Below are 17,967 nucleotides of genomic sequence, written 5' to 3'. Positions count from 1 at the left end.
GTCCGCCGGTCGGAGCAGTTCCGGTTGTCGGCCAGGCCAAGATCAATTGTCCTGGGACCAAGGCGCGCGTTGAAGCGCCCCGGAGGACCGGACCCCGACAAGGAGCGTCATGCTCAAGGGCTTCAAGAACTTCCTGATGCGTGGTGACGTCATCATGGCGGCGGTGGGGCTGATCATCGCCCTGGCGTTCTCCACCCTGATCCTGGCGTTCACCGACAACGTCATCAACCCGATCATCGCCCGCGCCCAAGGCGGCAAGTCGGCCGGACTCGGCTGGCAGCTGGGCCAGGCCGGGAACAAGTCCACCTACCTCAATGTCGGCTCGTTCATCTCCGCCCTGATCTACTTCGTCATCTTCATGGCGGTGGTCTACTTCGTGATCGTCCTCCCGTACAAGGCGATCCAGGCGCGCCGCGGAGCCACCGTCTTCGGCGACCCCGCGCCCGTCAAGACCTGCCCGGCCTGCCTCTCCGCCGACATCCCGGAGGCCGCCTCCAAGTGCCGGTACTGCGGGACCGACCAGCCCGCCGCGCCCGAGCGGGCGGCGGGCTGACAGGCGGCGAGTGTTGGGGCGCGCACGAAAACACCCCCTCCGGGAGACCCGGAGGGGGTGTACGCCCAAATGGGCTGCGGTGGCTGGGGCCGGGGTCGAACCGGCGACCTTCCGCTTTTCAGGCGGACGCTCGTACCAACTGAGCTACCCAGCCGCAGCGGTCCTGACGGGATTTGAACCCGCGGCCTCCACCTTGACAGGGTGGCGAGCACTCCAAACTGCTCCACAGGACCAAGCTCGTGCGAGAACTAGTCTCGCACATGGTGTTGCGTGCCCCCAACGGGATTCGAACCCGTGCTACCGCCTTGAAAGGGCGGCGTCCTGGGCCACTAGACGATGAGGGCTGATGGCCCACCTGGGCGCCTTCCGGCGCCGTCGGGGACGTGAGAAGCATATGGGATGCCGGTGAGGTTCGCCAAAACGGTTTACGGGGAGGTGGGCGCCGGGCGCGCCGCCGGGTCGTGTCCGGCCGTCCGAAGGCCGTGCCCGGTCGTCCTGGGATCCGTGCCGCGGTCGTCCCTTTCCGGGCCCGGCTGCCGGACAATGGCCACGTGTTGGAGATGACGCGCGAGGAGTTCGAGGAAGTCGTCGCAGAGGCCCTGGACCGGATCCCGCCGGAGCTGACGCGGCTGATGGACAACGTGGCGGTGTTCGTGGAGGACGAGCCGCCGGCGGACGATCCACAGCTGCTCGGGCTCTACGAGGGCACGCCGCTGACCGACCGGGGCGAGTGGTACGCGGGCGTGCTGCCGGACCGGATCACGGTCTACCGGGGGCCGACGCTGCGGATGTGCGAGTCGCGCGATGCCGTGGTCGAGGAGACGGAGATCACGGTGGTGCACGAGATCGCGCACCACTTCGGGATCGACGACGAGCGGCTGCACGCCCTCGGCTACGGCTGACGCGTGTCCTGGGCGGGGCGGGGCCAGTTGGGCAGTGCGTCCCTGACTCCCGCCCTGGAGGCATTCCCCACATGCCCGGATCGCCCGCTCCCCGCCCTGCCCGCCCCGACCGTCCCCGCGGGACCTCGCGGACCGCTCGCGTCCTGCGGGGCCCCTGCGCGATGGCGGCGGCCCTCGTCGCCGCGGCGGTGGCCCTGACGGGCTGTACGAGCGTCTCGGACGGCCCGAAGCGGCCGGGCCCCCACCACGGCCCCCACGACCGGGACGGGGCGGCCCCGGACGGCGGCGCGGCCCCGTCGGGCGCCAGGGCGCGTACGTACCCGGACGCCGAGCCGGACGGCGACCGGGGGAGGGACGGCGAGGACGGGAAGCGGGCGAAGGACGAGAGCGGCGAGAAGGAGAAGGAGGGCGAGCCGGGGGACGAGGGCACGGAGTCGGCCCGGACCTCCGCGCCGGGCGCGGCCGAGCCCTCCTCCGCCAGGCCCCCGACGAGCGGACCGGGCCCGCACCGGCCGGGTCCGTCCGCGCCCTCGTCGCCGACATCGCCGCCCGGGGGTGGCCCCTCCACCGCGACCCCCTCGCATTCCGCGCCGAGCAATCCGGAGCCGTCGCGGCCGGCCACCTCGGGGCCCGCCTCCCCGCAGGCGTCCCCCGCGCCCGTGGAAGTGGAGACGGACTGACGGGCGCCGGCGCGGCGGATTTGCTCTTGGGGGGTGGAAGTGCGTATGGTGGTAGATCGTTTGATCCCATTTGCCCGGCGCCATGCAGAGAGCGCCGCGTGGCGCGTTCCTTTCCTTCCCGTGGCTGACCGCACTGAGGCGGTTTTTTGCGACATCACACGGAGCTTGGGCGCGTGCCGAGACTCCGGAAGGTTTCGCATTTCGCATGTCCGTTTCCACTGATCACGCCGTCATGCCCGCCGCCGACGAACAGGGCGAGCGACCCGAGCTGACCGAGCAGGCCCAGGCCGACGAAGCCGCCCAGACCGCCGAATCCGCCCAGGCCGACGAATCCGCCCAGCCCGCGGAAGCCGCCCAGACGCCCGAGGAGCCCCAGGTCACCTTCGGCGACCTCGGCCTCCCCGAGCAGATCGTCCGCAAGCTGGCGCAGAACGGCGTGACCACGCCCTTCCCGATCCAGGCCGCGACGATCCCCGACGCCCTGGCCGGCAGCGACATCCTCGGCCGTGGCCGTACGGGCTCCGGCAAGACCCTGTCCTTCGGCCTTCCGCTGCTGACCACGCTGTCCGGCGGCCACACCGAGAAGAAGCGCCCCCGCGGCCTCATCCTCACCCCGACCCGCGAGCTCGCCATGCAGGTGAGCGACGCGCTCCAGCCGTACGGCGATGTGCTGGGCCTCAAGCTCAAGGTGGTCTGCGGCGGCACCTCGATGGGCAATCAGATCTACGCGCTGGAGCGCGGGGTCGACATCCTGGTCGCCACCCCGGGCCGGCTGCGCGACATCATCGACCGCGGCGCCGCGTCGCTGGACAAGGTCCAGGTCGCCGTCCTGGACGAGGCCGACCAGATGGCCGACATGGGCTTCCTGCCCGAGGTCACCGAGATCCTCGACCTGGTGCCGCAGGGTGGTCAGCGGCTGCTGTTCTCCGCGACCCTCGAGAACGAGATCGACACCCTCGTCAAGCGCTACCTGGTCGACCCGATCACCCACGAGGTGGACCCCTCCGCGGGCGCGGTCTCGACCATGACCCACCACGTGCTCGTGGTGAAGCCGAAGGACAAGGCGCCGGTCACCGCCGCCATCGCCGCGCGCAAGGGCCGCACCATCATCTTCGTGCGGACCCAGCTCGGCGCCGACCGCGTGGCCGAGCAGCTGCGCGACGCCGGGGTGCGGTCCGAGGCGCTGCACGGCGGCATGACGCAGGGGGCCAGGACCCGCACGCTGGCCGACTTCAAGGACGGCTATGTGAACGTCCTGGTCGCCACGGACGTCGCCGCGCGCGGCATCCACGTCGACGGCATCGACCTCGTGCTGAACGTCGACCCGGCCGGCGACCACAAGGACTATCTGCACCGGTCCGGCCGCACGGCCCGGGCGGGGCAGAGCGGCACCGTCGTGTCGCTGGCGCTGCCGCACCAGCGCCGCCAGATCTTCCGGCTGATGGAGGACGCGGGCGTGGACGCCTCGCGCCACATCGTCGGTGGCGCCGGGGCCTTCGACGAGGACGTGGCGCGGATCACAGGCGCGCGCTCGCTCACCGAGGTGCAGGCCGAGTCGGCGGCGAACGCGGCCAAGCAGGCCGAGCGCGACGTCCAGGAGCTCACCCGGGACCTGGAGAAGGCGCAGCGGCGGGCGACCGAGCTGCGCGAGGAGGCCGACCGGCTGACCGCGCGGGCGGCGCGGGAGCGCGGCGAGTACGTGGCGCCGGCCGAGGCCGCGACCGAGGCCGCCGCCCCGGATGGCGCCGCCGACGCCCCCGCGGACGTCGTGGTGCCCGCCCAGCGCTCGGCGGAGCCCGCGGTGGCCGAGGCCGCCTCCGCGCCCGCCGTCGCCGCCTCCGAGGCCGACGAGGCGCCGCGGCGCTCCTCCTACGAGCGCCGTGACGAGCGGGGCAACTTCGACCGCCGGGACCGCCGGGACGGCGACCGTGGTGACCGTAACGACCGCTCGTTCGGCCGTGACCGCCGCGAGGACCGCCCGCGCGGCTCGTACGACCGGCGTGACGACCGGCGTGACGACCGGCGCGACGACCGGGGCGGGCGTCCCTTCGAGCGCCGTGAGGACCGTGACCGTGGCGGCTACCGCCGCGACGACCGCCGTGACGACCGGGGCGGCCGTTCCTACGAGCGCCGTGACGACCGTGGTGGCTATGAGCGCCGGGACCGCCGGGACGGCGACCGTAACGACCGCTCGTTCGGCCGTGACCGCCGTGACGACCGCCCGAGCGGCTCGTACGAGCGCCGTGACGACCGCGGTGGCCGTCCCTTCGAGCGCCGTGAGGACCGCGACCGTGGCGGCTACCGCCGCGACGACCGCCGTGACGACCGTCCGGGCCGTCCGTTCGAGCGCCGCGACCACAACCACCGCGGCGGCGACCGTCCGTTCAACCGTGACCGCCGTGACGACCGTCCGGCCCGCCGCGACGACCACCGGTCCGGCAACACCGGCGGCCGGTCGTACGACCGCTCGCACGACCGGTCCTTCGACCGCCGCGCCGACAAGCCGCGCTGGAAGCGCAACGGCTGACGGCTGCCGTCCGGTCGGCTGAGAGGCCGGCCGGACGGCCTGCCGGGGGGCCGTGCAACGCCCTGTTGTTGCACGGCCTTTCGACCCCGTGGGGTATTGGCTCGGGTCTTCGCCCCCGGCCGAGCTATGCTGCGGGGGTGCGGGTCATTAGCTCAATTGGCAGAGCAGTGGACTTTTAATCCATTGGTTCAGGGTTCGAGCCCCTGATGACCCACGTGGCGAACCGCAGGTGTGCACCGCTGACCTGCGGTTTTCGTCGTTCTAGGCACATGGTGCCGCCCGCCTGCGCCCGAACGGATGCCGCCCCGCGGCGCTCCGCTCAGGCTGATCGGCGCGCTCGGCGACGGCCGGCGCACGGGTCGGGAGGGAGCCGGCTCGCGCCGAGCCGTGTCCACACCCTCACCGGTCCCGCGGTGTCCCGGCACGAACGGGCCCGTCGGGCCCGACGGGCTCCACTGACTGCCGGTGAGCACGGGGATCGACGTTGGCGGCATTCTCGACGCGAATACCGTGAGCAATGTCAGGCCAAGTGACCAACAACACTGTCGTCGGCGGAAGTCGCCGGTAATCGCGCCGTTAACTTCGAGGGCGGCGGCGGGATCACCGTCAATGGCGCGAATATCGCAATGAATTCCGGTTCCATCAGCGGAAATGCATCCGGAAGCCAGGGCGGCGGTATCGCCGACTTCGCCGGCCGGCCGTTTGTGCAATCCGTCACCGTAGTCGACCAGATGACCGCGAATAGGTCAACGGCGGCCAGGGCGGCGGTATTTTCGTGGTCGGCGGAACTGCGACGCCGCAGGGGAGCACCGTGACCGGCAATACCCCGGACACCGAACGGGCGCTGCCCCGGAAGGAATTCCTTCCGGGGCAGCGCCCGTTCGACCGGGAGGACGGTGCCGCGGGTCCCGCCTGGGCGGATCCCGCGGCACCCGCTACCGCATCAGTAGCCGTGGCCGCGGTGGTTCTTCTTGTTCTTCTTGTGCTTGCGGTTCTCGTGCTCGCGCTCCTCCTGCTGGACCGCGATGTTGGCGCACTTGCTGCCGATCTCCTGGTCGCCCGTCGGGGCCACGCCGGCGACGTTGGCGGTGATACCGGTGCGGGTGTCGCAGTCGTTGGCCTGGATCGCGGCACCGTTGTTGCTGGCGTTGACGCAGTCGGAGCCGATCTCCTGGTCACCGGTCGGCGCAAGGATTCCGACGTTGGCGGTGATACCGGTGCTGGTGTCACACGAGTTGCTCTGAATGCCGCCGTGCGAGCCGAGCAGGGATCCGAAGCCGTGAGCGCTCGCGGCCCCCGTGGTGCCGATGACCATCGCGCCGGCCGCAGCGGCCATGAGAGCGGCCTTCTTGCCAATCTGCATTGGTTGGTGCCTCCATTTAGGTTCTCCGCGAATTCCGCAGACGCCTTAACAACGAAGGCATTTGGCGAAGGATCCGGGGCCGGTCGCAGCTTCACCCGTCCGCCGCAGTAAGGATATCTTCGCAGCTTCTCCCGCATGGCCCGCCCATATAAACGCGGCCCCCGGCGGGAGTTGTCCGCCGGGGGCCGTTGCGCGAGGCCGTCAGGAACTCTTCATCCGGAACGGCTCCCGTTCTTACGCTTGCCGTTCCCGTCTCCGTCTCCGGAGATGTTGGCGCAGTGGGTCTCGTCCGAGACCTTCGGCCCGGGAGCCAGCGGCGAGATCGTGATGGGCCCGATGGCGGAGTTGGTGTCGCACTTGTTGCTCTGCTTCAGCACTCCGCCGTTCTTGCTGATGTTGATGCAGTTGGTCCGCCTGGTGATATCGGACGACCCCGCGAGACCCAGGTTGATGGTGATGGGTCCGATGGCGGAGTTGGTCCGGCACCGGTTGCTCTGCTCCAGCACCCCCGACTCGCTGCGGTTGACGCAGTTGGTCTCGGTCGAGAGGTCTCCCGTCGGAGCCAGACCGACGATCGAGATGGGCCCGAGTACGGAATTGGTGTCGCAGCGGTTTTTCTGGCTGCCGCCCCCGCCGGACGAGGGATGGGCGCCCGAGCCGTTTTCGGTGGCGTCGGCGGTGCCCGCGCCGCCGACGGCCAGCGCACCGACCGCGGCCAGAAGCAGCGCGGTCCTCTTGCGCCTGTGCATAGAGCCTCCAAATGGGTTCTCGACGGTTATCCGCGAACATGTGACCAACGAGGAGCGGTCGGCGATGGGTCTCCGGGCCGCCGCACCTATACCCGTCCGGCGCATTAGAGACATCGTCAGTCTGCGCTGGCCGATTTCCTCTCGCAACGCCAAGGCGGCCCCGGACGAAGTGGTGTCCGGGGCCGCGATGTAAGCCAGAGGTGTGTTCACCCTGTTTTCCTCATCGGGGAGAACACAGTGAGCGGGGCATGGAATCAGCCGCCGTAGCCACCACGGCGCTCGTGGCCGGACTTCTCGTCGCGGCGCTCCTCGCGGCGCTCCTCACCACGCTCCTCGCCGCGCTCCTCACCACGCTCCTTGACAACGACGGCCCTGGGCTCGGAGATGTTGGTGCAGCTGCTGCCGATCTTGTTGTCGCCGGTGGCGCCGAGACCGGCGACGCCCGCGATCACGCCGCTGCTGGCGTCACAGTCGTTCTCCTGGAAGGCGACGCCGCCCTTGTTGATGTTGGTGCAGGCGCTGCCGATCTCGTTGTCGCCCGTCGGCGAGGCGATGGCGAGGTCGAGGATGAGGCCGCTGGAGGCGTCACAGTCATTGACCTGGACGCCGCCAATACCGCCACCGCCGCCGCCGTAAGCGGACGCGCCGCCGGCGCCGACGAGCACGATCGTGCCTGCGGCCGCAGCCAGGAGAGCTGCCTTCTTTACGATGTTCACTTAATTCCTCCCGGTGGGTGTCTGCCGCGGAATCGCGGACATCGACGTCAACGAAGTAAATCTGCAAAAGCTTCGGGCTGGCTTTCACCTTCACTCGTCCGGCATAATTAGTCCCTCCTTTGCCTCGCTCGCCTTGCGGCTTCAGTGAAAGAAATGGGCCGGTCGGAGCACAGGTGAGAGGTGGGGGTGAAGTCCTTTATGCGAAATGCGAAAAAGGCCTCGTCAACCCCGTCCGGTAGCGGAATCCCCCCGTCCGGGTTGTTCGACGGGCCGAACGAGTGATATATCCGAGCATCCCGACGCAGGACTGAGTGAGGTACGGCCCACAGACGGCTTCGCCCGAACCGCACGCGCGTCCTGTGTTCGCGCCGCTACGGTAAGTGCGCGAGGAAGTCGCCGGGGGGACGGCGAGCGGACGGCCGGGAGGCGGGAGGAGACAGACATGGGGCACTCACGAGCGGGCGCGGGTGGCGGCGGGCCCGCCGAGCATCTGGACGGGCTGCTCGCCCGCGCGCAGAACGGCTTCGAGATCGACGAGGCGGTGCTGGGCCGGGCCCGCGACGCCCTGATGCACCAGTCCGAGCTGCGTTCCTGCCGGCAGTGCAACGAGCCCTCCGGCCCGCTCGGCTACAGCACCTACCGCCATATCTTCCTGCTCCCCGACGGCAGCAGCCTGCTGCTGTGGGAGCTGGAGCACAACACCGGCCAGGACCACCGTCCCCTCTTCGAGCTCTACGCCGACGAGGACGCCCTGGCCCTGGCCGAGCGCCGGGTGCACGAGCGGATCGGCGGCGCCCGCTGGGACGAGCTGGAGGGGTTACCGCTTTGGCTGCCCGAGCAACTGCTGCACGCGGTCGCGCCGGTGGAGACCCCGCGCGCGTACGTGGCCGACAACTCGGCCGACCACGCCCGCCGCGTCCTGCGCCGCGCGGAGAACCCCGACCGCCCCGGAGCGGCCACCGAGCAACTGCTCTCCACGGCGTTCGCCCATGACATCGCTCTGGCCCCGAAGCCGCGCCGCCGCTCCGGCGGCCCCGACGCCACCTGGTGCCGCTTCTACGAGCACGCGTTCCTCCTGGCCGGCGGGGACGAGATCGTGCTGTGGGAGCTGGAGCACAACCTGACCGCCGACGGGCGGCTGGTGTGCGAGGTGTATCTCGACGAGGTCTCCGCCGAGCTGGCGGCGGACCGCCACGCCCGGGCGCTCGGCGTTGACCTCTGACTTCTCCCGCGCGCACCCACCTGGCCGACACCGACTCGCACGCCGCCCCGCCGACCCGGAGCCTGGTGGGGTGGCGTAAGAGGAGCAGAGGACCAGGGGAAAGCGAGAGCGACCGGTGCGGGTGCGAGGGAGCAGGGCTCGTACGGGCGCCCGTACGAGCCCGCTCAAGGGACCGCGTACAAGGCGGCGTACGAGACCGCGTACGCGACCGCGCGCACCCGGGCGCGGGGAACCGCGCGCGGACGGGCCCCGCGCGGGCGACGAGGCGCCCGGGGGCGCCGCAGGCCGCCGCTTCGCGCCCTGGCTCCCCGGCATCCTGATCGCGGGCGGGATCGCCTTCGACCTCGGCACCCCGCCCCAGTACACGGCCGCCCCCTTCCTCGCCGCCGCCCCGCTCGTCGCCGCTCCGTTCTACTCGCCGCGGCTGACGGCCGTCACCGCGGCCGTAGCGGTCGCCGCCGCCTGCCTGCTGGCCGAGTTCCACGGCGTCGGGGACTGGGCCCAGGCGGCCACCGAGGTCGCCACCGTCGTGACGGTCGCCCTGCTGGCCCTCCTCACCAACCACGTCATCCACCGCGGCGGCCGGCGGCTGGCCTCGGCGCGCGGCATCGCGGAGGCGGCCCAGCGCGCCGTCCTGCCCGCGCCGCCCGCCCGCCTCGCCGGCCTGGACGTCGCGGCCCGCTACGTGGCCGCGGAGCGCGATGCCGCGATCGGCGGCGACCTCTACGCCGTGCAGGACACCCCGCACGGCGTACGGATGCTCATCGGCGACGTACGGGGCAAGGGGCTGGGGGCGGTCGAGGTGGTCGCGATCACCATCGGCGCCTTCCGGGAGGCCGCCGAGCAGGAGGCGACGCTGGAGGGGCTCGCGCTGCGCCTGGAGCGGGCGTTGCAGCGGGAGCGGGCCCGGCGGGGCGACATCGAACAGTCCGAGGGGTTCATCACGGCGGTGCTCGCCGAGATCCCCCGCGGCGACTCCCTCCTCCGCCTCATCAACCGCGGCCACCCGGCGCCTCTCCTGCTGCACGCCGACGGCTCGGTGTGCAGCCCCGAGCCCGAAGTACCGGCGCTGCCGCTGGGGATGGGCGACCTGGGGGCGTGGCCGGACCGGGTGGAGGAGCTGCCGTTCGCCGAAGGGGTGACCCTGCTGCTGTTCACCGACGGCGTGAGCGAGGCGCGCGACGAGCGGGGCGTGTTCTACGACCCGGCGGTCCGGCTGCGCGGCCTCGGCTTCACCGGACCGGTGGAGTTGCTCGACGCGTTGGTCGCGGACGTGGAGCGGCACACGGGCGGCGGGACCGCGGACGACATGGCGCTGCTGGCGCTGCGCCGCTCCCCGGTGACGCCCGGCACCGCGCCTTAACACGCTCCGTAGCGGACCATGATCATTACGGATAACGATTGACGCACGATCAGGTCGAGGGCGTTTCCGGGTGCGCTTGGACAGCCGCCGACTCGCCCTCATCTGTCCCATGTTCGGCGTTAAGTTCACCTCAAAGGTTCCTCTGATTCCCGGGAACGGCTTGGAATCAGGTCACGCCTTCTATTAACGTTCGATAACGCAGCGCGGTCGTCACAACCGCCGCAAGAGGCGGCACCGCGCGCCGTCGCCGAATCCCGCACGCACGGCAGCACCCAGCAGCAGAGCGACAACAGCAACACCAAGGGAACCGGGGAACCACCAACCTTGGGGTGAATCGGGTCGAACCTGACCCGTAGGAGACCTTCCTGCTCCGAACCCGTCAGCTAACCCGGTAGGCGAGAGGGAAGGAAAGGAGTGCGCCCGCGTGGCGTCCAACAGGTCTGCCCTTGAAGAAGCTCCGACCCGCCGGTCCGGTGTCGACACCGGTACCGGGACCGCGGTCCGCTACGGCTCCTGGTTCGAACCGGCCGCCAAGGCGGGGGCCGACCAGGACACCGAGACCTGGGAGGAGTGGAATCCCACCGAGGAGTCCATAGCCCCCGTACGCGGCAAGCACCGCGTCCCCAAGCAGCGCGGCGGCACCATGGCCCGCAGCGGCGCCGTCCTCGGCGTCGGCGTGATCGCGGCGGTCGGCGCCGGCGGGATGGCGACCGCCAAGGACCGCCCCAAGGCCCCCATATCCATGCCGGACCTGGCGCACGTCGCCGGTCAGGTGCAGGACGCCCTCCCCGACGCCAAGGACCTGCCCGGCATCGGCGCGCTGTTCTCCGACTCCGGTTCCGACTCCGACGGCTCCACCACCGCCACCCCCCTCTCCACGGCCGGCCTGACCTCCGAGGACGAGGAGAACGGCGCCACCGACGCGGGCGAGGCACTGCGCGCCCGCATCCTCCAGCAGGCCGAGAACCAGCAGAACGCCGCCGACGAGTCGCAGCGCGACGCCGCGGCCGACGCCGCCGCCAAGCAGGCCGCCGAGAAGGCCGCCACCGCTGCCAAGAAGGCCTCCGACGCGGAGGCGAAGCGCAAGGCCGAGGCCGAGGCCAAGAAGAAGGCCGCCGAGGCGGAGGCCAAGCGGAAGGCGGAGGAGGCGGCCAGGAAGAAGGCCGAGGCCGAGCGCCTGGCCAAGCTCGCCGCCCAGTACACCCTGCCCGTCGCCTCGTACACCCTGACCGCGTCGTTCGGCCAGGCCGGCGACATGTGGTCGGCCGACCACACCGGCCAGGATTTCGCCGCCCCGACCGGCACCCCGGTCAAGGCGGTCCACGGCGGCACCATCACCTCGGCCGGGTGGGCCGGTTCGTACGGCTACCGCATCGTGCTCAAGCTGAACGACGGCACCGAGATCTGGTACTGCCACCTGTCGTCGATGGTCCGTACGTCGGGCTCGGTGACGACGGGCGAGGTCATCGGCCGCGTCGGCGCCACGGGCAACGTGACCGGCCCGCACCTCCACCTGGAGGTCCGCCCGGGCGGCGGCAGCCCGATCAACCCGATGCCCTGGCTCCGCGACCACGGCCTGACCCCGTGACCGCCGCGCTCCCGTCCCCGCAGGCCCTATAGACCGGTCCGACCGGTCCGGCCCCCGCACCCCGGCGGCCTTGGCGCTCTCTCCCCCCTTGACGCCAAGGTCGCCGGTTTTTTTCGCGAGGGTGAACCCGCTCAGGGATGGGAATACGCCCTTCCGCCACCGCGCTGAAATAACGCATGGCTGACAACAAGCAGACCGACAACCGCAAGCAGCTCGGGGACCTGTCCGTGTTCCCTCTGTCACTCGGCGGGAACGTCTTCGGCTGGACGGCGGACGAGGCCGAGTCCTTCGCCGTGCTCGACGCCTACGTGGCGGCGGGCGGCAACTTCATCGACACCGCGGACGTCTACTCCGCGTGGGTGCCGGGCAACTCGGGCGGGGAGTCCGAGACCATCCTCGGCAACTGGTTCGCCTCCCGCGGCAACCGCGCCGACATCGTCCTCGCGACCAAGGTCGGGGCCGGTGTCCCGACCCCCCGCGGCCTGTCCGCCGCGGCGATCAAGACGGGCGTCGACGAGTCCCTGAAGCGTCTGCGCACCGACTACATCGACCTTTACTACACGCACTACGACGACACCTCGGTGCCGGTGGAGGAGATCATCTCCACGCTGGACGAGCTGGTGAAGGCGGGCAAGGTCCGCCAGATCGCGGCCTCCAACATCTCCGCCGAGCGACTCGAGGCGTCCCTGGACTTCTCGGCGAAGGAGGGCCTGGCCCGCTACGTGGCCCTCCAGCCGCACTACAACCTGGTCTCCCGCGACACCTTCGAGGGCCCGCTCGCCGATGTCGCCGCCCGCCACGGCGTGGCGACCGTCCCGTACTACGCCCTCGCGTCCGGCTTCCTCACCGGCAAGTACCGCCCCGGCGCCAGGGTCGACAGCGCCCGGGCCGAGGGCGCGGCCAAGTACCTGGACACCGAGCGCGGCCAGAAGGTCCTCGCCGCCCTCGACGACGTGGCGGCCAACCACGGCGCCCAGCACGCGACGGTCGCCCTGGCCTGGCTCGCGGCCCAGCCGACGGTCGTGGCCCCGATCGCGAGCGCGCGTACGGTGGACCAGCTGCCGGCGCTGCTGGCGGTGGCGGAGCTGAAGCTGACGGCGGAGGAGCTGGCGCTGCTGACGTCGGCGTCGGAGTAAGGCCGCGGCTTCCGCAGAGCACAAACGGCGGGGAGGCCCTGACGCCTCCCCGCCGCACAGAAGCTCATCACGCCCCTCAGGCCGGGGCGGCCGCCCCGGCACTCCGCCGATCGGCGGCGGCCCAGGACGCGGCGGCGACCCCGCCGGCCACGGTGAGGACGGACGGCCAGGCACCCAGCTTCTTGGCCAGCGGATGCGACCCGGCGAAGGCCGCCACGTACAGCCCGCTCAGCGCCGCGGCCGTCCCGGTCCCCGCCTTCTGCCGCCACCCACGCGCGGCCACCACCCCGGCCGCCGCCAGGGCCACCCCACCCAGCTGCCGCTTCTTGGTCCAGCGCGCGACCCCGTACCCGCCGACGAGCCCGCCCGCGGCCACCACACCTGCCGGAATTCCGGCCATGACCTCTTACCTCCACTGTGAGGGTCCAGTGCCTCGACCCTATGCCCGGCGCGGCGGCCGTACGCGCCGACGAGGTCATGATCAAGCACCGACTCCGCAACAGCTCCGGGCCACTACCTCCCCACGCGCCAACTGAGCACGGCGCGCGGCCCGCTCCCCCCGGACAGCCTGGTGCCGAACGCCCCGCCGCCGTCCGTGCTGAAGCTGTTCATCCCGCTGTACGGAACGCCGAAGGTCAGCCGGGTCGCGTGCCCATTGCGCCAGCTCGCGTCGCAGTTCTTCGCCGTGTACTCGACACTGCCCGCGACCCCCCGGAGCGACCCCGCCCGGGACCGCGCCCTGAACCCGCCGTCCTGCCCCTTGCCCAGGGTCGCCGAGGGCCGCTTGACGAATTTCCCCGCCGTCAGCCCGTAGTCGGTGCGCACCAGCCGACACCCCGAAGCGTTGTGCATACGCACCTCGAACCGGCGGCCCCGCGCCTCCTCCCGCCCCCCTTCACCGACCGCCACCGCGGACCCGCAGACGGCGGCCGACACCGCGACCACCGCCCCGGTCACCACAGCTGCGGCCCAACGCGTCAGTGTCCTCATGGCGGCCTCCTCCTCATCTCCCAGGTGCCACCACGATGCCGACCCCCGCCGAAACCCCACCGGACCGACACGACCCCCTGCCCCGCATGGCGGTCAACGGGCGGCGGCCCGCACCCCGGCGTCAAGCGCCCCCCACCCAATCCACGTAACCCTCGTGCTGGATGAACATCTCGACGATGTTCCCCTCGTCATCCCAAGCCCGCCGCTCATTCCCGAACTCCTGCAGCCGCTGAGTCCACGAGAGCGGAATCCCCGGAACTCGAAGGTGACCATCCCGCCCGCCTCCACATCCACCTCCCGCTCCACCAGCCCCTCGACGAAGGCCACAGCGGCGGTGGCGCCGTGAATCTCCTACCTGAAGTCTTCGGTGTCCTCGCCGTCCTCATCGACGAGCGTCATGTCGATCAGGTCCTTCACCTGCCACATCGCGCGGCCCTCCCCCTCGTGTGGTTCTCATGAGGCCACACGACACTGACATCGTGACCGACAACGCCTTCGTGATCATCTCCGGCCTGCCGGCCAGCGGGAAGAGCACCCTGTCCCACGGCCTCGGCGACCACCTGGGATGGCCAGTCATCGACAAGGACGCCATCCTGGAGACCCTCTTCGATTCTCTCGGCACCGGTGGCCGCACATGGCGCCACCAACTCAGCCGCGCAAGCGACGACATCCTCTTCACCATCGCCGCCCGGGCCCAACACGCCGTCCTCGACAACTGGTGGCACCACGACACCGCACCCGAACGGCTGCGTCGGCTCAATGCCCGCCTGATCGAGATCTTCTGCGACTGCGACCCGGCACTCGCCGCCGAACGTTTCCAGCGACGGACTCGCCACCCTGGCCACCTCGACCCGCAGCTCACCCCCGAGCAAGTCGCCGAACGCGTCGCGACGATCCGCGCCACCTACCCGGGCCCCCTCCGACTGGGCGGCCCCCTGCTGACCATCGACACCGGCCGACCCCTCGACATCACCGCCGTCGCCAAGGAGGTCACCGCCCTCCTTCATGCCTGACCTGCTCAAGGCAGGTGATCGCGGACGGCGGCGTGGGAGTACGCCTCGTCCGCCCCTACGCTCGGCACATGGGTGTATCCCTTTATTACCAGGCGTGCCGAGCGACGCCGCTGACCGAAGCCGAGGGAGCCGAGGTGGCGCGCATCACCGCCATCCGCCAGGCGACCTTCCCGTACGAGGACGAGGAGAGCCTGTACCTCTACGAGAACGACGGCTGCGAGCCGGGCGAGATCCTGGCCGGATCCACCAAGATGCCCCTCGACCCCGACCGGCTCATGCCGGTGCTCGCCCATGTGCTCGACTCCGTCACCGAACTGCGCCGGGCTCTGCCCGATGCCGAGTGGCGGCTACAGATGGACGACGTGGAGATCCCATGGGGCGAGGACGAGGGCTACGCGTCTTCTCTGCTGCACGAGCCGCCACCCTCAAAGCCCAGTTAGACCCCCACCCGCCGCCTGCCCGCGACGCACGGCCGCGACGAAGTCCACCCAGGCGCGAGCCGAGAACGCGAGCGCGGCCCTCTCCGGATCCTTGGAGTCCCGTACGGCAGTTCCACCGCTCGCCAGACCGGCGATCTCGACGCAGTTTCCTCCGCTCCCGTTGCTGTAGCTGCTCTTCTGCCACTGGAGGGGCGATATATCGGTCATCAATAGAGTCCTTGTGCCGCTTGTCTGATCAGGTCACTCGACCGCTGAGGACTCAAGGACAGAGCACGTAGATTGTCAAACGACTTGCCGTAGAGAGCGATTTCTTCCGGACTCTCCAGGTACACCGCGTCTGTCAGGCCGTCGCGGTACACCATGTCGGGGTCCTCCTGATCTGGGAACCCCAGGATCGTAAACGCGCCGACGGCGGGGTAGCTGCCAGCGTCGAACGGCAGCACCTGGATCGTGACGTTCTTCAACTGGCCCATGTCCAGGAGGTGCTCGAGCTGCGCGCGCATGATCTTGGCAGTGCCGATGGTGTGCCGCATCACGCTTTCGTGCACGATCGCCCACAGGTCGAGTGGCGTCGCGCTGGTGAGGAGGGCCTGCCGCTCCATCCGCACGGTGATCATGCGCTCTACATCGTCGGGGCCCTGGGCAGGTGTGGTGAGGTGGAGTTCCCGTGCGTAGTCGGCCGTCTGAAGCAGGCCAGGCACGAACTCGCACTCGTACGCCCGCAGCCCAGCGGCGGCCTGCTCCAGCCCGACATAGACCGAAAACCATGAGGGCACGGCGTTGCCGTAGGCATGCCACCACCCGCGCGTCTTGGACTGCTTGGCGAGTTCCTTGAGCAGTTCGCGGAGCTCGTTGGACGTTCCGTAAAAACGGCAGAGGGCATCGATGTCGGACGGTTGTACGCGGCCCTGTCCGGTCTCCAGGCGGTTGACTTTAGAGCCGCTCCAGTCCAGCTCCTTGCCCACCTGGTTGCAGGTGAGCTGGTGTTCTTCGCGAAGCTTCTTGAGCTCGATGGCCAAGCGGCGGCGTCGGGCAGTAGGCGATCCAGGCACATGAACTCCTCGTGTGGCAACGAATGTTCAGTCTTGTCGGACGGGCAGGAGCCCGTCAGTCACCCATTCGAGCGAATCCCTTCGTGCACATTGCACAGCGGGATGCGCGGTGCCATGCTCTCACACGGAGTAACCAAGAGCCACTAGCCGATCGCAACACGTGATCGCTGCAAGGCGGCGAGACCGTGAGGAGTTGAGAGATGGCCATCGAGGACTGCATGCCGAGGAAGGCCTGGCACTTTCCCTTCCTGGCGGAACCCGGTGAAGTCCCCGCCCTGCGTCGCAGCATGCGGATGCACCTGACGCGCTGGGGGCTGCCCGACCTCATCGACGCGGCGCTGATCTGTGTCAGCGAGCTCGTCACGAACGTCATCGTCCACGTCGGTGCCGGCACCCCCACGACGATGGCCGTCTCCATGAATGGCACCTACCTGCGCATTGAGATCCACGACCCGGACCGCCGCGCCCTGCCCACACTCCTGGGTGCGACGGCCACGTCCGAGTCGGGCCGAGGGCTGGCGCTGGTCACAGCGGTGACGGACCGATGGGGCGTGATGCCGACCGACGCCGGCAAGACCACCTGGTGCGAGATCGCCACGGCGCTACGCCGGGATGACGCTCACCTGGATGGGCCTCAAGTCGATCGCGCGGAAGCTCTGCTCACCCTCTATGGCCGGTCGGCGTCCCACGGAGGAACCTCGCCTCAACTCGGACGCGCGATCGCGGAAGAAGCGGCCATCGCCTTGATCGCGGACCTCCTCCACTGGTTCCGAGCACACGGCCAGGACCCGGACACGGCCCTGGACCGCGCTCAGCTGCACTTCGAAGCAGAGGTAGGGGTGGTGAGGTAGCCATCCCAACCCATGCTGAATCCCCTCTTATGCAGTGCGAACGTCCCATGCATGTGAAAGGGAAGGCGGCCCCTGCCGGCACCTCAGACTGCGGCTGCACGCAGCATCGCGCCGGCGTCATCGACCATCCCGTACTCGTGAAGCTCCAAGGCGGCGCGGATGACGTCCTTCTCAGGGTGGTCGCGCCCGTACATCGTGATCAGGGTGTCGGCCAAGTCGTCACGGTGCTCTCCCCGGAGAAGGGCGACTGAAGCAGCGCTCTCCAGGGGGGTCAGAACCTCCGCAGACTGACGCAGTACGGCCAGCGTCGCGTCCGGCGAGGTCGTTGCATCGAGATTCGCAGTCATGGCGGCAAGTTGTCGCGCAGCGGCCACATCGCGCGCTGTACGCTGCCGGTCCCCTCGTTGAGGGGGGACCGGCAGCGGTGTCATGTTCTTGCGGAAGTCAGCCAGCTCCTCCTCTAAGCCGGCCTTCGCCCCGAAGAGGTGCCGGTTGTCGCGCAGCAAGCGGCGGTTTCTGTTCCGGATACGGCGGATCCTGCGGTAGAGCGTGGGGCAGACGTTGCAGGGTTTCGTCTCGGCGGCAGCGCGTACCTCAAGCACGTCGTACACGGAGAAGCCGACGGCGCCTTCACCGCCTGCGCGCTCGACAGCAACTGCGTACAGCGCAACAAGGAATTCTTCCGGCGGGCGGTTCTTCCCGCTTCGATAGCGGGACAATCTGGTCTTATCTGTCGGGTATCCGTGCGAAGTAATGAGCTTGGCCGCTTCCTTGAGCGTTGCGGCTCCCAGATGCTGGAGCAGCTGGTTCACCATCTGGGCG

The 17,967-nt window shown here is 70.1% G+C and carries 19 protein-coding genes, 4 tRNA genes and 1 riboswitch; of the genes, 12 read left to right on the top strand and 11 right to left on the bottom strand.

Features of this window, described 5'->3' with window-relative positions; translation table 11 throughout:
• The first annotated feature begins 109 nt into the window (after positions 1-109).
• Complete coding sequence (locus tag ACZ4WQ_RS25495) at positions 110-553, top strand: large conductance mechanosensitive channel protein MscL (RefSeq protein WP_311729098.1); 444 nt, start codon at positions 110-112, stop codon at positions 551-553.
• An 80-nt stretch (positions 554-633) separates the two neighbouring features.
• Here ACZ4WQ_RS25495 and ACZ4WQ_RS25490 read toward each other — a convergent pair.
• From ACZ4WQ_RS25490 to ACZ4WQ_RS25480, 3 genes are all read right to left on the bottom strand, one after another.
• Positions 634-707: transfer RNA gene (locus ACZ4WQ_RS25490), tRNA-Phe, on the bottom strand.
• 4 nt (positions 708-711) lie between these two features.
• A tRNA-Asp gene (locus ACZ4WQ_RS25485) sits at positions 712-786 on the bottom strand.
• A 38-nt stretch (positions 787-824) separates the two neighbouring features.
• Positions 825-897: transfer RNA gene (locus ACZ4WQ_RS25480), tRNA-Glu, on the bottom strand.
• A 207-nt stretch (positions 898-1,104) separates the two neighbouring features.
• On the opposite strand from ACZ4WQ_RS25480, the gene ACZ4WQ_RS25475 reads away from it, so the two are divergent.
• The 4 genes from ACZ4WQ_RS25475 to ACZ4WQ_RS25460 all read left to right on the top strand — a co-directional run bounded on the left by ACZ4WQ_RS25475 (position 1,105) and on the right by ACZ4WQ_RS25460 (position 4,876).
• Positions 1,105-1,455 carry a metallopeptidase family protein gene (locus ACZ4WQ_RS25475; RefSeq protein ID WP_311729097.1) on the top strand — a complete coding sequence of 117 codons (351 nt, stop codon included), beginning with the start codon at positions 1,105-1,107 and terminating at the stop codon, positions 1,453-1,455.
• Between the two features lie 161 nt (positions 1,456-1,616).
• Positions 1,617-2,135, top strand: a complete 519-nt coding sequence (locus ACZ4WQ_RS25470) for a hypothetical protein (protein ID WP_468022445.1) — start codon at positions 1,617-1,619, stop codon at positions 2,133-2,135.
• A 205-nt stretch (positions 2,136-2,340) separates the two neighbouring features.
• Positions 2,341-4,662, top strand: a complete 2,322-nt coding sequence (locus ACZ4WQ_RS25465) for a DEAD/DEAH box helicase (protein WP_468022444.1) — start codon at positions 2,341-2,343, stop codon at positions 4,660-4,662.
• A gap of 141 nt (positions 4,663-4,803) precedes the next feature.
• A tRNA-Lys gene (locus ACZ4WQ_RS25460) sits at positions 4,804-4,876 on the top strand.
• 729 nt (positions 4,877-5,605) lie between these two features.
• On the opposite strand, the gene ACZ4WQ_RS25455 is transcribed toward ACZ4WQ_RS25460, so the two are convergent.
• The 3 genes from ACZ4WQ_RS25455 to ACZ4WQ_RS25445 all read right to left on the bottom strand — a co-directional run bounded on the left by ACZ4WQ_RS25455 (position 5,606) and on the right by ACZ4WQ_RS25445 (position 7,490).
• Positions 5,606-6,025, bottom strand: coding sequence for a hypothetical protein (locus ACZ4WQ_RS25455; RefSeq protein WP_398377357.1), 420 nt, complete (start codon positions 6,023-6,025; stop codon positions 5,606-5,608).
• Between the two features lie 212 nt (positions 6,026-6,237).
• A complete protein-coding gene (locus tag ACZ4WQ_RS25450; RefSeq protein WP_398377356.1) occupies positions 6,238-6,774 on the bottom strand; it encodes a hypothetical protein in 537 nt (178 codons plus the stop codon).
• Positions 6,775-7,028: 254 nt separating this feature from the next.
• Entirely contained in the window at positions 7,029-7,490 is a 462-nt protein-coding gene (locus tag ACZ4WQ_RS25445) for a hypothetical protein (RefSeq protein WP_358848586.1), read from the bottom strand.
• Between the two features lie 442 nt (positions 7,491-7,932).
• On the opposite strand from ACZ4WQ_RS25445, the gene ACZ4WQ_RS25440 reads away from it, so the two are divergent.
• The 4 genes from ACZ4WQ_RS25440 (at position 7,933) to ACZ4WQ_RS25425 (ending at position 12,799) form a co-directional block, all read left to right on the top strand.
• The gene (locus tag ACZ4WQ_RS25440) at positions 7,933-8,712 is read left to right on the top strand and encodes a DUF6227 family protein (protein ID WP_311729091.1); all 780 of its coding nucleotides are present in this window, start codon (positions 7,933-7,935) and stop codon (positions 8,710-8,712) included.
• Between the two features lie 115 nt (positions 8,713-8,827).
• Positions 8,828-10,075, top strand: a complete 1,248-nt coding sequence (locus tag ACZ4WQ_RS25435) for a PP2C family protein-serine/threonine phosphatase (RefSeq protein ID WP_468022443.1) — start codon at positions 8,828-8,830, stop codon at positions 10,073-10,075.
• Between the two features lie 286 nt (positions 10,076-10,361).
• A riboswitch (cyclic di-AMP (ydaO/yuaA leader) is annotated at positions 10,362-10,488 on the top strand.
• Between the two features lie 11 nt (positions 10,489-10,499).
• Complete coding sequence (locus ACZ4WQ_RS25430) at positions 10,500-11,663, top strand: M23 family metallopeptidase (protein WP_398377349.1); 1,164 nt, start codon at positions 10,500-10,502, stop codon at positions 11,661-11,663.
• A 176-nt stretch (positions 11,664-11,839) separates the two neighbouring features.
• On the top strand, positions 11,840-12,799 hold the full coding sequence (locus ACZ4WQ_RS25425; protein ID WP_468022442.1) for an aldo/keto reductase: 960 nt from the start codon (positions 11,840-11,842) through the stop codon (positions 12,797-12,799).
• Positions 12,800-12,875: 76 nt separating this feature from the next.
• Here the strand turns inward: ACZ4WQ_RS25425 and ACZ4WQ_RS25420 are convergent, their stop codons facing one another.
• Both ACZ4WQ_RS25420 and ACZ4WQ_RS25415 read right to left on the bottom strand, forming a co-directional pair.
• Complete coding sequence (locus ACZ4WQ_RS25420; RefSeq protein ID WP_468022441.1) at positions 12,876-13,199, bottom strand: hypothetical protein; 324 nt, start codon at positions 13,197-13,199, stop codon at positions 12,876-12,878.
• A 113-nt stretch (positions 13,200-13,312) separates the two neighbouring features.
• Positions 13,313-13,789 (bottom strand): hypothetical protein, encoded by a 477-nt coding sequence (locus tag ACZ4WQ_RS25415; RefSeq protein WP_468022440.1) that lies wholly within the window; start codon positions 13,787-13,789, stop codon positions 13,313-13,315.
• A 479-nt stretch (positions 13,790-14,268) separates the two neighbouring features.
• Here ACZ4WQ_RS25415 and ACZ4WQ_RS25410 point away from each other — a divergent pair, with 479 nt between their 5' ends.
• Positions 14,269-14,802, top strand: coding sequence for a P-loop nucleotide/nucleoside kinase family protein (locus tag ACZ4WQ_RS25410; RefSeq protein ID WP_468022439.1), 534 nt, complete (start codon positions 14,269-14,271; stop codon positions 14,800-14,802).
• 68 nt (positions 14,803-14,870) lie between these two features.
• Positions 14,871-15,242, top strand: a complete 372-nt coding sequence (locus tag ACZ4WQ_RS25405) for a hypothetical protein (protein ID WP_468022438.1) — start codon at positions 14,871-14,873, stop codon at positions 15,240-15,242.
• Here ACZ4WQ_RS25405 and ACZ4WQ_RS25400 read toward each other — a convergent pair.
• Positions 15,228-15,449: a DUF397 domain-containing protein gene (locus ACZ4WQ_RS25400; protein WP_398898357.1), complete on the bottom strand. Its 222-nt coding sequence runs from the start codon at positions 15,447-15,449 to the stop codon at positions 15,228-15,230. The genes ACZ4WQ_RS25405 and ACZ4WQ_RS25400 overlap by 15 nt on opposite strands.
• On the bottom strand, positions 15,449-16,261 hold the full coding sequence (locus tag ACZ4WQ_RS25395; protein ID WP_468022437.1) for a helix-turn-helix domain-containing protein: 813 nt from the start codon (positions 16,259-16,261) through the stop codon (positions 15,449-15,451). Before ACZ4WQ_RS25395 ends, ACZ4WQ_RS25400 begins: the two co-directional genes overlap by 1 nt.
• A 233-nt stretch (positions 16,262-16,494) precedes the next feature.
• Here ACZ4WQ_RS25395 and ACZ4WQ_RS25390 point away from each other — a divergent pair, with 233 nt between their 5' ends.
• The gene (locus ACZ4WQ_RS25390) at positions 16,495-17,145 is read left to right on the top strand and encodes an ATP-binding protein (RefSeq protein ID WP_468022436.1); all 651 of its coding nucleotides are present in this window, start codon (positions 16,495-16,497) and stop codon (positions 17,143-17,145) included.
• An 83-nt stretch (positions 17,146-17,228) separates the two neighbouring features.
• On the opposite strand, the gene ACZ4WQ_RS25385 is transcribed toward ACZ4WQ_RS25390, so the two are convergent.
• Positions 17,229-17,960: a hypothetical protein gene (locus tag ACZ4WQ_RS25385; protein WP_468022435.1), complete on the bottom strand. Its 732-nt coding sequence runs from the start codon at positions 17,958-17,960 to the stop codon at positions 17,229-17,231.
• Between the last annotated feature and the right edge of the window lie 7 nt (positions 17,961-17,967).

The organism is Streptomyces sp. NPDC028305, from assembly GCF_055569495.1.
This window is presented reverse-complemented; position numbering and strand designations above follow the sequence as displayed.

Coding starts and splice junctions, on each gene's coding strand:
- ACZ4WQ_RS25495 (WP_311729098.1), top strand. CDS start 110: ATGCTCAAGGGCTTCAAGAACTTCCTGATGCGTGGTGACGTCATCATG.
- ACZ4WQ_RS25470 (WP_468022445.1), top strand. CDS start 1,617: ATGGCGGCGGCCCTCGTCGCCGCGGCGGTGGCCCTGACGGGCTGTACG.
- ACZ4WQ_RS25465 (WP_468022444.1), top strand. CDS start 2,341: ATGTCCGTTTCCACTGATCACGCCGTCATGCCCGCCGCCGACGAACAG.
- ACZ4WQ_RS25455 (WP_398377357.1), bottom strand. CDS start 6,025: ATGCAGATTGGCAAGAAGGCCGCTCTCATGGCCGCTGCGGCCGGCGCG.
- ACZ4WQ_RS25450 (WP_398377356.1), bottom strand. CDS start 6,774: ATGCACAGGCGCAAGAGGACCGCGCTGCTTCTGGCCGCGGTCGGTGCG.
- ACZ4WQ_RS25440 (WP_311729091.1), top strand. CDS start 7,933: ATGGGGCACTCACGAGCGGGCGCGGGTGGCGGCGGGCCCGCCGAGCAT.
- ACZ4WQ_RS25425 (WP_468022442.1), top strand. CDS start 11,840: ATGGCTGACAACAAGCAGACCGACAACCGCAAGCAGCTCGGGGACCTG.
- ACZ4WQ_RS25420 (WP_468022441.1), bottom strand. CDS start 13,199: ATGGCCGGAATTCCGGCAGGTGTGGTGGCCGCGGGCGGGCTCGTCGGC.
- ACZ4WQ_RS25415 (WP_468022440.1), bottom strand. CDS start 13,789: ATGAGGACACTGACGCGTTGGGCCGCAGCTGTGGTGACCGGGGCGGTG.
- ACZ4WQ_RS25405 (WP_468022438.1), top strand. CDS start 14,871: ATGGGTGTATCCCTTTATTACCAGGCGTGCCGAGCGACGCCGCTGACC.
- ACZ4WQ_RS25400 (WP_398898357.1), bottom strand. CDS start 15,449: ATGACCGATATATCGCCCCTCCAGTGGCAGAAGAGCAGCTACAGCAAC.
- ACZ4WQ_RS25390 (WP_468022436.1), top strand. CDS start 16,495: ATGGCCATCGAGGACTGCATGCCGAGGAAGGCCTGGCACTTTCCCTTC.
- ACZ4WQ_RS25385 (WP_468022435.1), bottom strand. CDS start 17,960: ATGGTGAACCAGCTGCTCCAGCATCTGGGAGCCGCAACGCTCAAGGAA.